This window comes from Flagellimonas profundi (genome assembly GCF_017313275.1).
GTDB lineage: Bacteria > Bacteroidota > Bacteroidia > Flavobacteriales > Flavobacteriaceae > Flagellimonas > Flagellimonas profundi.
This window is the reverse complement of record NZ_JAFLNM010000002.1, coordinates 511072-525472: the sequence shown is the minus strand read 5'-3', so window position 1 is coordinate 525472 and position 14401 is coordinate 511072. Positions and strand designations below refer to the sequence as shown.

The following is a 14401-nucleotide window of genomic DNA, read 5'->3' as shown; positions in this document are numbered from 1 at the left end:
ATTTTAACTTGGATTATTCCAGTATTCTTTCCAAAAGCTTTTTGGTGGCCAGAATTCCTTCCTCTTCACTCAGTTCCGAGCCTTCATATTCGACACCTACAAAACCTTCATATCCAGAATCCAAAACTATATCCATAATTTTTGGGTAATCCACTCTGGTTTCATTTCCTTCTTCATCAAAGCTGTAGGATTTTGCACTAACACCTTTGGCGTACGGCATCAACTCCTCGGTTCCCTTGTAGCGATCATATTCCTCCAAGCATTTGGATGAATAGTAATCACCCTCTTCCCTTTTGATACAGAAATTGCCAAAATCGGGCAAGGTGCCACAATTGTCCATTCCTACTTTTTCCATTACCTCGGCCAACATCTGCGCATTGGAAGAAGGGCCTCCGTGATTTTCTACAATGATATTTACATTCTTGTCCTTAGCATAGGTCGCCAATTGTTTTAATCCTGCCACAGATGCCGGCATCCAAACTTCTGGCTCCATACTTCCGTTCAGGTTAACACGAATAGAACTGCAACCCAAGGCTGCAGCTGCATCTACCCATTTATAATGGTTTTCCACTGCCTCTGTTCTTGCAGCTTCATCGGGAACGGCAATATCTCCTTGCCCATCAACCATGATCAAAACATTTGTTAGACCGTATTTTTCACTTTCGGCCTTGCTTTTTTCCACCCAATTGTTCATGGCCTCTTCAGAAAAGTTTGCTGCTTGCAATTCCTTATAATAGAGGGCACTCACATACTCAAGACCTTCAAATCCCCATTTACTAGCTTTTTCTGCAAAAGTGTAAGGATCTACGCCTTCTTCAAAAATCATTTTGTGGATAGACCATTGTGCCAAAGAGAGCTTAATGTCCGGTTTGGTTTCTTCTGCCGCTACCGCTTCAGTTGTTGTTTCTTCGGTTGTTTCCTTTTTTGGGTTCTGTTTACAGGAATAAAATCCGAATAAAGCCACTGCAATGAGTGTAACAATACTTTTTTGTGTTAATCTACTTCTGTTCATATTATTGCGTTAGTTAATTTAGTGCGGAATCCAAAAACTACAACGTTATAGTGCTGAATTCTCAATAAACATAGGGATTAAATGTAGAAAATTAATTTAATAATTAATACATTTAGCAAATAAACAATCCGAATAAATGAGTAAATTTTATTACAATCAGGAGCAGGAATCCTATGATGCCATCGTGGTAGGTACGGGTATCAGCGGTGGTTGGGCTGCCAAAGAATTGTGCGAAAACGGTCTCAAGACCTTGGTCTTGGAACGTGGACCCATGGTAAAACACCGTGAAGATTACCCAACAGCCAACAAAGATCCATGGGATTTTCCTCATGCGGGAAGAGCAACCCGAGAAGACGTTAAAAAACAAGAGAAACAATCCAGAACCGGTTATACCACTGGAGCAGCTTCCAAACATTGGTTCGTAAACGATTTGGAACACCCTTACAATGAAACCAAAAGGTTTGATTGGATGAGAGGTTACCATGTTGGTGGACGTTCCATTATGTGGGGAAGACATAGTTACCGTTGGAGCGATATTGATTTTTCTGCAAACAAAAATGATGGAATTGCCGTAGATTGGCCAGTACGCTATAAAGATATAGCCCCTTGGTACGATAAGGTTGAAAGTTTCATTGGAGTTTCCGGTGAAAATTTAGGTTTGCCACAACTACCCGACGGACAATTTGAGCCCATGATGGAGCTTAACTGTGTAGAAGACCATGTAAGGGGGAAAGTTGCCGAACATTTTAACGGTCGTGTAATTACAGCTGGTCGAGTTGCGCATATTAATAGTGACAAGCAATTTGAAGGTGATGGCCGAGTGCGCTGTCAATTCAGGAACCGCTGTATCAGAGGATGTCCTTTCGGAGCATACTTTAGCAGCGTATCATCCACACTGCCAGTAGCAGAGGCTACAGGTAATATGACGCTAAGACCAGATTCCATAGTTCATGAAGTCATTTATGACCCTAATACCAAAAAAGCTACAGGTGTCAAGGTAATCGATAGGGAAACCAAAGAAGAATTTGAGTTCAAGGCCAAAGTGATTTTCCTTTGTGCCTCAGCCATTGCCTCAACTTCCATATTGATGCAATCCAAATCGGACAGATTCCCTAATGGATTAGGTAACGATTCCGGAGAATTGGGACACAACGTAATGGATCACCACTTCTTGGTAGGTGCGAGAGGTAAGTTTGAAGGATACGAAGACAAATATTACAAGGGTAGAAAACCTAATGGAGTATATATCCCAAGATTTAGGAACCTTGGCGGTGACTCCAACATGAAAGACTTTATCCGCGGATATGGTTACCAAGGTGGTGCCAGTAGGGGCAATTATGAAGAAATGGTTGCTGAAGCTGCTTACGGAAAAGCCTATAAAGATGCCATGATGACACCAGGAGGATGGAACATGAGCATCAATGCTTTCGGTGAGACACTTCCTTATCATGAAAACAAAATGACCTTGGATTACGACAAAAAGGACCAATGGGGCCTACCTACTGTAACTTTCGATGCCGAAATCAGGGAAAATGAATATAACATGCGCAAGGACATGCAGGAACAAGCTGTTCAAATGCTAGAAAAAGCCGGAGCTAAGGATGTTATGGCTTTTGATGCTCCTTATGCACTTGGACTGGGTATCCACGAAATGGGTACTGCGCGTATGGGACTAGACCCAAAAACTTCCGTTGTAAATGGCAACAACCAAGTACACGGATGTGAAAACGTATATGTTACCGATGGTGCCTTCATGGCTTCCGCAAGTTGCGTAAACCCATCGTTGACCTATATGGCATTTACTGCAAGGGCCGCCAACCACGCCGCCCAAGAACTTAAAAAAGGAAATATATAATGGAAAGAAGATCAGCACTTAAAAATATGGGATTGGCCTTTGGATATGCCGTGGCCACACCGACCTTATTATCGTTATTGCAGAGCTGTAAAAACAAGCCAGCCTATGCCGAATGGACTCCTAGTTTCCTTGACAAGGAACAGGGATATGCCATGGCACAGACATTGGACGTGATCCTTCCTAAAACAGATACCCCTTCTGCAACCGAAGTGAATGTACATGTATTCATCGATGCTTATCTGGATGAAGTAATGCCCTTGGACCAAAGGGATTTTGTCGTCATGAAAATGAACAAATTCTACGATAAGGTACTTGCGGATTCAGGTAAGGAAACATTAATGGATATTGAGGCAGCGGACATTGAGCCAGCCTTGCAAACATATCTCAAGAAACGTACCGATGAAGAAGAAGAGGCACATTCCGAGGCCATCATGAGCTATATGCAGGCCATTATGCAAGGTGGCGAGGCCGTATTGGACGATGAAATCGCCCGTTTCTCCTTTGCCAACGATTTGAGGGATCTGGCCACTTGGGCCTACAAAAACTCAGAATATGTCGGTGAGGAAGTATTGGCTTATTTGCCCATTCCCGGGGAGTACGTTCCCTGTGGGGACCTCGAGACATTGACCGGTGGAAAAGCTTGGTCGTTATAAATATTGTCTTTGCACAACTAAAAATAAAAACCTCCAGAACTGGAGGTTTTTTTTATGTCTTTAATTTTATAAAAATACCCCGGAATGTTCCAAAGTGGGGTGAACTTCTCCGAGGTATTAAATCAATAAACACTATCACACGTACTGAATTTTCAGTACAAATTGAACTACACACACATTAAGCAACAGCTTAAATAATATACAGCTATCTTTTCGATTCTTTTCAAAAAATTGTTTCTGCTTTTTATAGATCGGGAAGGTAGAATCCTATAAATCTCAATCCAAAAGTTAGCTAGGCAAATATTTAAAAATGTGATCAAATTTTAAAGTTTGACCCCCTTAAAACCACATAAAGTTTTTAACATAAAATGTTGACATCTAGGATAGAAGACAACGTACAGGGCAAGTATGTAAACAAATGGTACAAATAAAAAGACCAAGAAGTATCACCACATACTAACTTGGTCTTTCTTTTATGATGAACTGGCCATTGGCCAAATATTACCAAAGAGTACGGCCTCTTCAATTATGGCCTTGATAAATCCTTTTTTGCTCTAGGTAGTTCCCCCGAAACCTAAAATCAAATGGATTTGACCCAACTGAAGATTTAATCGTGCAAGCGGTTAATACAATCAAAAGATTGGTTGCTGTGGCCGTACCATTATTTGGTAATACAAAATTTCTAAGAGCAAATACGATGTTTGGTTGGCTACAAGATTATTTTCGTGCAGCAACCTCATTCAAATCCGAAACTAATTCCGCATCATTCTTTTCTGAAATAGCCGCAAAGATCAATGCCACTACTAAAATCAGAAACAACACCGCACATTTTTTCATAATCAGATTAATTCAAATTGTCCTTTAAATATCGACGTTCGAATATAGACAACAAAAAACCTCTCGTGTTGGGTCTATGTATAAATTGTTGCTTTTTGTGTATAGTTGGTGTTTGGTTTTTTAGAAAATGCTAGTGTTTTCTTACAATCTTGGGTTTAAGTACTGAGAATAAACGGCTTTTTCACTTGGTTTAATTTTTTGTACCAGTTATACGCGCTAAATATCCATTAACACATAATTTTATTACTATGTAAAGAATAATCCTAAATTTGATATTACCTATTCTATATTATGCTAGAAGCAGTAATAGTTGACGACGAAATAAAGGCGCTTCAAAGCTTAAGTTGGGAACTTACCAATTTGAGTGATGAAGTGGATATTGTTGCATCGTTCACCGATGCGGGCGAAGCTTTGAACTATCTTGAGCAAAACACCCCAGATTGTTTGTTTTTGGATATAGAGATGCCAGCTATGGATGGGTTCCAGTTCATTAAAAACCTTAAGAACAAGGATTTCCCTGTGGTAATTACCACTGCCTATAACCAGTACGCATTACAAGCATTAAAAAATGAGGCCATCGACTACCTTTTAAAGCCAATTGATACGGATGACCTCGAGGAAACAATTGCCAAAATAAAAAGGTACAATGCCAAAAACCTTACTGTAGAGCGATTGGAGAAGATTCTGTTGAATTTTAATGCAGAATCCAAAAGCAAAAAAATCACCATCAACACAGACGGAAAGTTGGTTTTCTTGAATAGTGACGATATCCTATATGCAGAATCGGACGGTAATTACAGTACAATCTTCCTTGCCGATGGCCAAAAAATACTCCTTACCAAAAAACTAAAGGAAGTAAATGCACTTTTGCCCGAGAGCAGCTTCTTTAGAATACATAATTCTTACATCATCAATCTCAACAAAATAAAGGAATTCCTAAAAACCGACGGTTATGTGGTTTTGGAATCCAATCATAAAATTCCTGTTTCCCGGCAAAAAAAATCCGATTTTTTGGATATGCTTTAAATCCATAATGTTCCAGTGCCTATAACAAAGTTCCAACAAATCGAAAGCCTACATCGAATGCGAACAATTGCGCTGCTCGCCCTACTGTTATTTTTCCTTTTTGGTTCGTTAAGGGCACAAGACATTCCTAAAGAATTTCAAGAAAAAGTTGAAACACTTGTTCAACTGAGACCTAAGACCTATGAGTCACTGGATAAAGAACTCTATCCTGAAAAAAGAGACACCACGCTGTTGCGATATTTTGCCAATTTAAGTAGGGAGGCCAATTATTTGGAGGGTGAGGCATATGCGCTGAACCATTTGGGAATGAATTATAGAAACATTTCACAATATGAAAAGGCCGCGGAACTTCATGGACAGGCCCTCGCTGCTTCCCAGGAAGCCAATAACACCGAATTCAGGGTTCTTAGCCTAAATATGCTCGGTGTTGTGTACAGGCGCACAGATGCAATTAAAACGGCTTTGGACTACAATCAAAAAGCATTGGAATTGGCCGAGCAGGTTGAAAACCCTTCAAACCATATCAAAAGAAGCATCAATGTAGCTTTAAACGGTATCGGGAACCTGTATCAAGCCTTGGAACAATATGATTTGGCCATCTTACAATTTGAAAGAGCGTTAAAACTTGAAGAGGAACTTGGAAACAAACTTGGCTTGGCCATCAACCATCAAAATATTGGACATTGTTTGGAAGAAAAGGGGGATTTGGAAGCAGCCCTTGAAAATTACCGGAAATCACTGGCATACAACGAAGAAATAAATTCGGACATTGGTCGGGTAATCTGTAAGAACAGCCTCGCCCAGATATATCTAAAACAAGATATGCCCTACCTGGCATTGGTACTGCTAGAACCGCTTATTGAGGAATCCAAGAGAATCGGTGACTATTCCATAACCTCTGTTGTTCATATCAACACAGGGTGGGCGCATACAAAACTGGGCAATTATAACGAGGCGGAGAACTTTATTCAAGAAGGATTGCAAATGGCCCAAACTCGAAATATTCCAAGTAACATTTTGTATGCCTATGAGAAAATGTCGGACCTTGAAAATACAAAAGGTGATTACAAACAGGCTTATGAGTTTTATAAAAAAGCCGATGAGATCGATAAGGAGATTTCCAGTGCTACCAACCTTCGGTACATGAACGACATCATCATCAAGTACGAGAACGACAAGAAGAACAGCCAAATTGCCGTCCTCGCCAAAGAAAATGAGATTGTTCGCTTAAGGTTAAAGAAACAACAGACAACCCTATTGGTGAGTGCATTGATCGTAGGGCTAATATCCTCCATTCTTTATATACTTTATCGTCAATACCAGAACAAAAACGAAAAAAGGGTTCTTACCTTGGAACAAAAGATGCTGCGAAGTCAAATGAACCCACACTTTTTGTTCAACTCATTAAACTCCATAAAGCTGTACATTATAAATAATGAGCAAAAAAATGCAGTACATTATCTAAATAAGTTTTCCAAGTTGGTTCGAAAAATTCTGGAGGCCTCTTCGCAAAAAGAAATTCCTTTATCCGAGGAACTTGGAACAATGGAACTCTATATGAATATCGAAAATATACGGTTCTCGAACGAAATAGAATTTAAAATACAGGTGGACAAGGATATCAATATAGACAATATCAAAATTCCCTCCCTAACATTACAGCCATTTTTGGAAAACTCCCTTTGGCACGGACTCTCGCCAAAAGAGGGTGACAAGAAAATCCAGATCAATGTAAAGAACAAAGATAAGGGCCACGTGAGCATAGAAATTGTGGACAATGGTATAGGGAGGACCATGGCAGAGGTCAATAAAGAAAATAGGGTTCTCAAAAGAAAATCATTGGGTATTCGCATTACCAAGGAGCGACTGGCCAATTTTGCCAAGGATTACCAAAATAAGTTTGATGTGGATATTTTGGATCTTTTCGATACCAAAGGTAACCCCATTGGTACCAAAGTGGTTTTAAATATCCCTACGATTTAGTATTCTCCGCTGCTACTTCTTCCAGTTCTTGGCACCAAGACTTTCCAAACTTTTTGATCAAGGCATCTTTTACAAACTTGTAAATAGGAACCTTCAATTCCTCGCCCAAGGCACAAGCCGGGTCACAAATCTCCCATTTATGATAGTTTACCGCTGTAAATTCGGAGTACTCCCTGGTTCTTACCGGATACAAATAGCAAGAAATTGGCTTTTTCCATTTGGTGGCACCTGCCTCATAGGCAGCCTCCAGTCCGCACTTGGCTATCCCATCTTCCGAAAAAACCACATAAGCACATTCATTGTTGTTCACCAAAGGGGTTTCCCACTCACCATCTTCTCCTTTAACGAACACTCCATGCTCCTCGATGGCCGCTATCCCTTCGGGGCGTAAAAAAGGTTTCACATCTTGATAGATGTCGACCAGCTTATCGGTTTCCGAATCTTCCAACGGTGCTCCATACTCCCCTCCAACACAACAAGCTCCCTTGCAGGCGTTTAGATTGCATACAAAATCGTTTTCCAATATTTCTTCGGATACAATGGTTTTCCCTATTTGAAACATACAGACCTCAACTTTTTGGCAAAGGTAATTCAAAACCAAAAAATTGATGATTTCTAAACATACTATATGGTCCAAAAGTATTTTTTACACGTAAATTTGCCGTCCGAAAAAAATGAGGGTATGAATTTTAACTTTAAAGAAATAGCGACCGCTGGAATGATATTGTTTGCCGTAATAGATATTTTGGGAAGTATCCCTATTATTCTATCGCTGCGCAACAAGGTTGGTCATGTGCAATCTGAAAAGGCCTCGATTGTGGCCACCGCGATCATGATTGCCTTTTTGTTTGTTGGGGAAAGCATTCTTTCTTTAATAGGAATCGATGTAAATTCGTTTGCCGTTGCCGGTGCTTTCATCATATTTTTCCTGGCCATTGAAATGATTTTGGGTATATCACTTTACAGGGATGATGAGCCGGAAACCGCTTCTATCGTACCCATTGCATTTCCACTTATTGCCGGTGCAGGTACCTTGACCTCTATTTTGTCCCTTAGGGCAGAATATCATGTGGAGAACATTATAGTGGCCATAATTATAAACGTTATCTTTGTGTATATCGTACTAAAGTCCAGTGCTCGAATTGAGCGGATTTTGGGAAAAAATGGACTCAATATTATACGAAAAGTGTTTGGTGTTATCCTTATGGCAATTGCCGTAAAACTATTTGCCACCAATATAAATGAGCTACTGTCTCACGCCGCTTAACACATAGATATGAACAAGACCTTTGCTATAGTTTTAATTATTCTTGCGTTGGCACTTATTGCTTACAACGTGACCTTGGTGGATTTTGAAAATCCAATTCAAGGTGACAGCACTATTGCCTTGATCGGTATTTTGGCCTCTTTATGTGCTATTGTGTTGACATTGATTTTTATGACTTCCAAAAAAATCGACAAAAAGCTGAAGAAATAGATCAAGGTTTAATTTCTACAGCGCCAATTTGGGATTGATCGATATCCGCTTTATCCAATGCTTTCACCTTTTTAAGCATGGAGTCGTGGTCTCCTTTGATCTGCGCAGAAAGATTGGGCGAATACAATTGTTCGGCGATGTTGGCCTTTAAGTATGCTTTTATTTTATCCTCGTAGGCATAGAAATCCAATTTTATCTTTCTGTCCAATACAAATTGAATGAAATTGTCAAAGAGAATATCATCCACACTAAATTCATCCAAAAACTGGTTTTGGGTGTAATCGTCATATAAGGTTCTATCTTCTTCCAAGTGTTCAAAAACAAATCTTGCAAAAAATTGATAGGTATCCTCCATACTTTCTATGGCCTCTTCCTGGTTGCTTCCGATTGGCACAAAAACATCGGGAATAATACCGCCACCGCCATAAACCACTTTCCCTTTGGGCGTTACAAACCTTAAAGAGTCCGCCACTTTTATACTATCGGCGGATGTAAGTTCGCCGTTGGAATAGCGTTCCATGAATCTTTTGTAATAATCGTGGTTGCCGTCCTTATACGATTTTTGGATAGATCGACCCGTTGGGGTGTAATATCTGGATACGGTCAGCCTTACCGCAGAACCGTCTCCCAAATCCATTTCCCGTTGCACCAATCCTTTTCCAAAGGAACGTCTTCCCACTATGGTCCCTATATCGTTATCCTGTAAGGCTCCCGCAATTATTTCACTGGCCGAAGCAGACCGTTCGTTGATCAATACATATACCGGCTTATCCTCAAAATCGCCTTTTTTGGTTGCGTATGCTTTTTTTATCCTGCCTTTTTTGTTCTTGGTAAAAAGGATCAACTTATCCTCTCCCAAAAATTCATCGGCCAATTTTTCAGCAATTCCCAAATAGCCGCCCGGGTTGTCCCTAAGGTCTAATGTTAATTTTTTCGCGCCCCGTAGCTTTAATTTTCTAAGGGCATCCTTGAACTCATCAAAAGTGGACTCTGCAAATCTGTTTATTTTGATGTATCCTATATCCTTGGTGAGCATATAATAGGCATCCACGCTCCTGATCGGGACCCGGTCTCGAACCACGGGGATATCCATCAATTTATCCTCGGTTTTTCTATACACCTTTAGATTTACCTTGGTACCTATTTTACCTTTAAGGGTAGAGACCACATCATCGTTGGAAATTCTTCTCCCGAACAGGGTGTCCCTATCCGCCATTAGAATTCGGTCCCCAGGTTTTATCCCGCTGATGTAACTTGGCCCGTTTTTGATGGTTCTAATAACCGTAATGGTATCCCTGAACATATAAAAACTCACCCCTATACCTGCAAAGTCACCTTTCATACTTTCGGCTACATCCTTCATTTCATCTTTGGGAATATAAACGGAGTGCGGGTCTAGTTTTCCAAGAATATTGTTTACGGTGACGTCAACAATGCTATCGGTATCCACATCATCCACATATTCGTAGTCGATATAGTCTATAAGCCGATTGAGTTTGTCTTTTTTGGAATTGGTGGAAAAAAGCTTTTCAGGTGAGTCGTTAAAATGGAGCTTGCCTCCAATAAAAATACCGAGTGCCACCGCTAAAGCAAGAAGTGTTGGCCAAATATATCCTTTGATCTTTTTCATATAGCAATTATGGTGTTAAACCATTTCTTCCAAAATGGGCAAATGCACGATCTCCACTCCTGCCCTTTCCAGAAATTTTAATCCAGAGTCATCTTTGTACGCATTCAGGTATACCACACGTTTTATGCCAGCTTGGTGCACAAGCTTGCTACATTCCCTACATGGGGATAATGTAATGTACAATGTAGCCCCTTCACAAGATTGTGTGGACGAAGCAACTTTAAGAATGGCATTCGCCTCGGCATGGAGCACATACCATTTGGTAAATCCCTCATCATCCTCACAAATATTCTCAAATCCCGTGGGAGTTCCGTTATACCCATCGGATATGATCATTCTATCCTTTACAATAATGGCACCAACCTGTTTTCTTTTACAATAAGATAGTTTGCCCCATTCCTGGGCCATTCGCAAGTAGGCTTTATCGTATTTTTCTTGTTTGCTCGCCTTCATTTATCCAAAAACGCTGATAATTAATTAAATATACCTGCTTTGAAAGACCCTTACAACCTTATTCGATAAAATTTAACGTAGTTCCTACAAGGGGAACGTAGCAATCAGCAAGGGTATTGTAATGGCAATGATCAAAATTGATGCTATGGCAATAAAAATCCAGCGCTTTGCCTTGAACAGTTCCAAAATCACGTATGAAATAGCCAAAACAATCAATATGATGGTAACTTGAGATAACTCTATGCCGGTTGCAAAACCAAGTAAGGGTGTAATCTTGTCCTCTTCCTCGGCCATTAACATCTTAAAATAGTTGGAGAAACCAAAACCATGGATCAATCCAAAGAAAGCTGTAGCCAAAATATGAAGTAAAATACCAACGTTCAAGGACTCTTTGTACACATAGGCAAAATTGAAAAGAGCAGTGAGCAAGATGGTGACGGGAATCAAAAACTCGATCAGACCGACATCCATGGTAACCACCTCGTAAACGGATAATGCCAAGGAGGTGCAATGGGCTAGGGTAAAAATAGTGGCCAAGACCAATACACGTTTCCAGTTCCTAAATGTAAAAGGAACTGTTAAGGCGGATAGGAACAAAATATGATCATAAGCGCTAAAATCGAGAACATGATCAAGACCTAATTTGATATAAAATAAAAACTCCTGCATAACCATTGGTTAAGATAATCCCCTTTCCTTTTGTATGGTTTCATAGGCCTTTTGCACTTCTTTGAATTTTTCCTCGGCCCCATTTCTGATCGCTTCATTTTCAGTGACCACACGATCGGGATGGTATTTTTTGGCCATTTTTCGGTAGGCCTTCTTTACCTCTTCATCCGTAGCAGTCCTTTCTATCTCCAAAATCTTGTAAGAGTTGTCCACCGACTTAATGAACATGGCCATGATACTTTCAAAATCGTGTTCATTTATTCGAAAATACCCGGCAATCTCCCTTAATTTTTGAACTTCAGCTTTGCTTACCTGACCATCGGACTGTGCTATACCGAACAAAAAGTGAAGCATTTGCAACCTCACCTCATATCTGGTACGTTGCACCATAAAATTACATATGCGCTGCGTGGATATCTCCCGCTTTTTTATAACCTCGTTGAACGTCCTAAAAATAGCATTCGCCCTTTCTTTTCCATATGTGCTCAAAAAATACTGGCGTACATAATCGAGCTCACGCTGATTTACTTGCCCATCTGCCTTTATGATAACGGAACAAAGCGATAACAAGTTCAACTCAAAATCTGCCGGAGAAACGGTCTGTTTTGTGAAATCTTGGAACACGGATCCCGATTTTTTACCAGAGCCTCCGAAATTATCCAAAAAAGTCCCGACGATAAATCCTAAAACCGCACCGGGAAATCGAAATAAAAAATAACCGATAAAAGCGGCTATCCACTTGATCATACTTCAAAAATTAAAGCGCAAAGATAGGGGTTTGATAGGTAAACAAAGCTTTAAGCAATGTTAAGGGTAATGAAAAAACCCAACAATACTGTATCTTTGTAACAAAATCAAAAAGAAGTCTATGTATCCAGAAGAATTGGTAAAACCTATGCGCGAAGACTTGGCCGGAGCCGGGTTTGAAGAACTACATACAAGTGAAGCAGTTGAAAATGCCTTAAAAAAGGACGGAACCACCTTGGTGGTGGTAAATTCGGTTTGTGGTTGTGCAGCGGCCAACGCAAGACCAGCAGCCAAATTGAGCCTGCAAAATAGTAAAACACCAGATAACCTGGTCACTGTTTTTGCCGGTGTGGACATGGAAGCTGTTACAACGGCCAGAAACCACATGGTCCCATTCCCTCCCTCTTCCCCAAGCATGGCCTTGTTCAAAGACGGAGAATTGGTTCACATGATCGAAAGGCACCATATTGAAGGAAGACCTGCTGAACTTATTGCAGAAAACCTGATGGAAGCTTACAACGAATTTTGCTAAATTCAAGTAAATAAGATATGGAAAGGCCACCCCTTAAAGGGTGGTTTTTTTATTTTTACGCCAATCAATAAACATATAACCGTGCTAAAACTGTTATCGTACCCCCTCACCATCATTTTCTTTTTGTTGTTTGGTTTGGTCCTGGTCATTTTCCATCCCATTCAATGGGTTTGCCTTAAAATATTCGGGTACAATGCGCACAAAAAAAGTGTTTCCATACTAAATTGGTTCATTATGCGGTGCACCAATGTGCTCGGAACTCGATATCGTTTTAAAAACGAACAAGATATCCCTACCGATCGGCCGCTCATCATTGTCACCAACCACCAAAGCATGTACGATATACCACCGATTATATGGTATATGCGAAAGTACCATCCCAAATTTGTGAGCAAAATTGAATTGGGAAAGGGAATTCCAAGTGTATCGTACAACTTAAGGCATGGCGGTTCTGCTTTGATTGACAGAAAGGACCCGAAGCAATCCATCGCCGAACTTCAAAAGTTGGCGAAATATATTGAGGCGAACAACCGGAGTGCCGTTATTTTCCCCGAAGGCACACGCAGCAGGAACGGAGTTCCCAAACCTTTTAGGACTACGGGACTTAAAGTGATGATGAAAAATGCACCCTCTGCATTGATCGTCCCCATAAGTATAAACAACTCATGGAAGTTATTGCGTTATGGTAAATTTCCGATGGGATTAGGGTCACATGTTACTTTCAATGTACATCCTCCCATTGAAAACAGCGGAAACGCCGATGAACTCATAGCCCGAATTGAAAAACAGATTGTTTCTGGGGTTGATGCCAAATTATGAAGGAGGACCAATTGATAAACCATACCATTGATTTTGTTAAGGGCGAACTTAAAAACGCGGAAGGGGGTCACGATTGGTTCCATATTGAACGTGTTTTCAATACCTCCAAATTATTGTTGAAACATGAAAAGGGGGATTCCTTGATTGTTCAATTGGCTGCATTGCTTCATGATATTGCCGACCCAAAATTCCATAATGGGGATGAACGTATAGGACCAAAAATGGCCAGAAACTTTCTGGAATCCCAATCCGTTGATGAGAAGACCATCGAACACGTAGTCAACATCATCAAGCACATGTCCTTTAAAAATAGTTTGGAAAAAGATGGAACAAGGTTTAGCTCAAAGGAGCTTCACATAGTACAAGATGCCGATCGTTTGGATGCTATTGGAGCCATTGGAATTGCCAGAGCTTTTAACTACGGAGGTTTTAAAAACAGGGAACTTTACAATCCAGCTGTTCCACCACAACCAAACATGACCAAAGAGGAGTACAAAAAATCCACTGCTCCCACCATCAATCATTTTTATGAGAAGCTATTGCTGCTCAAGGATAAAATGAACACCGAAACAGGAAAAAAACTGGCCGAGGAACGGCATCTGTTCATGCTGAAGTATCTGGAACAGTTTTACAAAGAGTGGAATGGCAAAGAATAGTCCATAACAGTGCTCTTACTCTTTTTTGTATCTTAGGGATTCACATAAATCA

15 protein-coding genes are annotated in these 14401 nt (G+C 40.4%); 9 read left to right on the top strand and 6 right to left on the bottom strand.

From position 1 onward, the window contains the following. Positions 1–13: 13 nt before the first annotated feature. A complete protein-coding gene (locus J0654_RS11325; protein WP_207029015.1) occupies positions 14–1012 on the bottom strand; it encodes a sugar phosphate isomerase/epimerase family protein in 999 nt (332 codons plus the stop codon). A gap of 136 nt (positions 1013–1148) precedes the next feature. Here J0654_RS11325 and J0654_RS11320 point away from each other — a divergent pair, with 136 nt between their 5' ends. The 4 genes from J0654_RS11320 to J0654_RS11305 all read left to right on the top strand — a co-directional run bounded on the left by J0654_RS11320 (position 1149) and on the right by J0654_RS11305 (position 7366). Further along, the gene (locus J0654_RS11320) at positions 1149–2867 is read left to right on the top strand and encodes a GMC oxidoreductase (RefSeq protein WP_207029013.1); all 1719 of its coding nucleotides are present in this window, start codon (positions 1149–1151) and stop codon (positions 2865–2867) included. Further along, positions 2867–3520: a gluconate 2-dehydrogenase subunit 3 family protein gene (locus J0654_RS11315; RefSeq protein WP_207029011.1), complete on the top strand. Its 654-nt coding sequence runs from the start codon at positions 2867–2869 to the stop codon at positions 3518–3520. Before J0654_RS11320 ends, J0654_RS11315 begins: the two co-directional genes overlap by 1 nt. A gap of 1128 nt (positions 3521–4648) precedes the next feature. After that, complete coding sequence (locus J0654_RS11310) at positions 4649–5383, top strand: LytR/AlgR family response regulator transcription factor (RefSeq protein ID WP_207029009.1); 735 nt, start codon at positions 4649–4651, stop codon at positions 5381–5383. Positions 5384–5440: 57 nt separating this feature from the next. Next, a complete protein-coding gene (locus J0654_RS11305; RefSeq protein WP_237685964.1) occupies positions 5441–7366 on the top strand; it encodes a tetratricopeptide repeat-containing sensor histidine kinase in 1926 nt (641 codons plus the stop codon). Here the strand turns inward: J0654_RS11305 and J0654_RS11300 are convergent. Further along, positions 7356–7928 carry a DUF3109 family protein gene (locus J0654_RS11300; RefSeq protein WP_207029005.1) on the bottom strand — a complete coding sequence of 191 codons (573 nt, stop codon included), beginning with the start codon at positions 7926–7928 and terminating at the stop codon, positions 7356–7358. The two genes, J0654_RS11305 and J0654_RS11300, sit on opposite strands and share 11 nt — an antisense overlap. A gap of 120 nt (positions 7929–8048) precedes the next feature. Between J0654_RS11300 and J0654_RS11295 the strand changes: the two genes are divergently transcribed. After that, on the top strand, positions 8049–8633 hold the full coding sequence (locus J0654_RS11295) for a MarC family protein (RefSeq protein WP_207029003.1): 585 nt from the start codon (positions 8049–8051) through the stop codon (positions 8631–8633). 9 nt (positions 8634–8642) lie between these two features. Next, positions 8643–8843 (top strand): hypothetical protein, encoded by a 201-nt coding sequence (locus J0654_RS11290; RefSeq protein ID WP_207029001.1) that lies wholly within the window; start codon positions 8643–8645, stop codon positions 8841–8843. A 1-nt stretch (position 8844) separates the two neighbouring features. On the opposite strand, the gene J0654_RS11285 is transcribed toward J0654_RS11290, so the two are convergent. The 4 genes from J0654_RS11285 to J0654_RS11270 form a co-directional block, all read right to left on the bottom strand. Then, entirely contained in the window at positions 8845–10473 is a 1629-nt protein-coding gene (locus J0654_RS11285; protein ID WP_207028999.1) for a S41 family peptidase, read from the bottom strand. 15 nt (positions 10474–10488) lie between these two features. After that, on the bottom strand, positions 10489–10926 hold the full coding sequence (locus J0654_RS11280; protein WP_207028997.1) for a deoxycytidylate deaminase: 438 nt from the start codon (positions 10924–10926) through the stop codon (positions 10489–10491). An 84-nt stretch (positions 10927–11010) separates the two neighbouring features. Next, positions 11011–11595 (bottom strand): HupE/UreJ family protein, encoded by a 585-nt coding sequence (locus J0654_RS11275; RefSeq protein WP_207028995.1) that lies wholly within the window; start codon positions 11593–11595, stop codon positions 11011–11013. Between the two features lie 9 nt (positions 11596–11604). Beyond that, positions 11605–12342 carry a TerB family tellurite resistance protein gene (locus J0654_RS11270; protein WP_207028993.1) on the bottom strand — a complete coding sequence of 246 codons (738 nt, stop codon included), beginning with the start codon at positions 12340–12342 and terminating at the stop codon, positions 11605–11607. Positions 12343–12463: 121 nt separating this feature from the next. On the opposite strand from J0654_RS11270, the gene J0654_RS11265 reads away from it, so the two are divergent. The 3 genes from J0654_RS11265 to J0654_RS11255 all read left to right on the top strand — a co-directional run bounded on the left by J0654_RS11265 (position 12464) and on the right by J0654_RS11255 (position 14349). Then, complete coding sequence (locus tag J0654_RS11265) at positions 12464–12874, top strand: BrxA/BrxB family bacilliredoxin (protein ID WP_207028991.1); 411 nt, start codon at positions 12464–12466, stop codon at positions 12872–12874. A gap of 81 nt (positions 12875–12955) precedes the next feature. Further along, on the top strand, positions 12956–13693 hold the full coding sequence (locus J0654_RS11260; RefSeq protein WP_207028990.1) for a lysophospholipid acyltransferase family protein: 738 nt from the start codon (positions 12956–12958) through the stop codon (positions 13691–13693). Beyond that, complete coding sequence (locus tag J0654_RS11255) at positions 13690–14349, top strand: HD domain-containing protein (protein ID WP_207028986.1); 660 nt, start codon at positions 13690–13692, stop codon at positions 14347–14349. Before J0654_RS11260 ends, J0654_RS11255 begins: the two co-directional genes overlap by 4 nt. The last annotated feature ends 52 nt before the right edge of the window (positions 14350–14401 follow it).

Bases quoted from the DNA above. Each gene is read 5' to 3' on its own strand.
- J0654_RS11310 (WP_207029009.1), top strand. From the start codon at position 4,649: ATGCTAGAAGCAGTAATAGTTGACGACGAAATAAAGGCGCTTCAAAGC.
- J0654_RS11255 (WP_207028986.1), top strand. From the start codon at position 13,690: ATGAAGGAGGACCAATTGATAAACCATACCATTGATTTTGTTAAGGGC.
- J0654_RS11265 (WP_207028991.1), top strand. From the start codon at position 12,464: ATGTATCCAGAAGAATTGGTAAAACCTATGCGCGAAGACTTGGCCGGA.
- J0654_RS11285 (WP_207028999.1), bottom strand. From the start codon at position 10,473: ATGAAAAAGATCAAAGGATATATTTGGCCAACACTTCTTGCTTTAGCG.
- J0654_RS11290 (WP_207029001.1), top strand. From the start codon at position 8,643: ATGAACAAGACCTTTGCTATAGTTTTAATTATTCTTGCGTTGGCACTT.
- J0654_RS11280 (WP_207028997.1), bottom strand. From the start codon at position 10,926: ATGAAGGCGAGCAAACAAGAAAAATACGATAAAGCCTACTTGCGAATG.
- J0654_RS11305 (WP_237685964.1), top strand. From the start codon at position 5,441: ATGCGAACAATTGCGCTGCTCGCCCTACTGTTATTTTTCCTTTTTGGT.
- J0654_RS11275 (WP_207028995.1), bottom strand. From the start codon at position 11,595: ATGCAGGAGTTTTTATTTTATATCAAATTAGGTCTTGATCATGTTCTC.
- J0654_RS11295 (WP_207029003.1), top strand. From the start codon at position 8,049: ATGAATTTTAACTTTAAAGAAATAGCGACCGCTGGAATGATATTGTTT.
- J0654_RS11270 (WP_207028993.1), bottom strand. From the start codon at position 12,342: ATGATCAAGTGGATAGCCGCTTTTATCGGTTATTTTTTATTTCGATTT.
- J0654_RS11320 (WP_207029013.1), top strand. From the start codon at position 1,149: ATGAGTAAATTTTATTACAATCAGGAGCAGGAATCCTATGATGCCATC.
- J0654_RS11325 (WP_207029015.1), bottom strand. From the start codon at position 1,012: ATGAACAGAAGTAGATTAACACAAAAAAGTATTGTTACACTCATTGCA.
- J0654_RS11315 (WP_207029011.1), top strand. From the start codon at position 2,867: ATGGAAAGAAGATCAGCACTTAAAAATATGGGATTGGCCTTTGGATAT.
- J0654_RS11300 (WP_207029005.1), bottom strand. From the start codon at position 7,928: ATGTTTCAAATAGGGAAAACCATTGTATCCGAAGAAATATTGGAAAAC.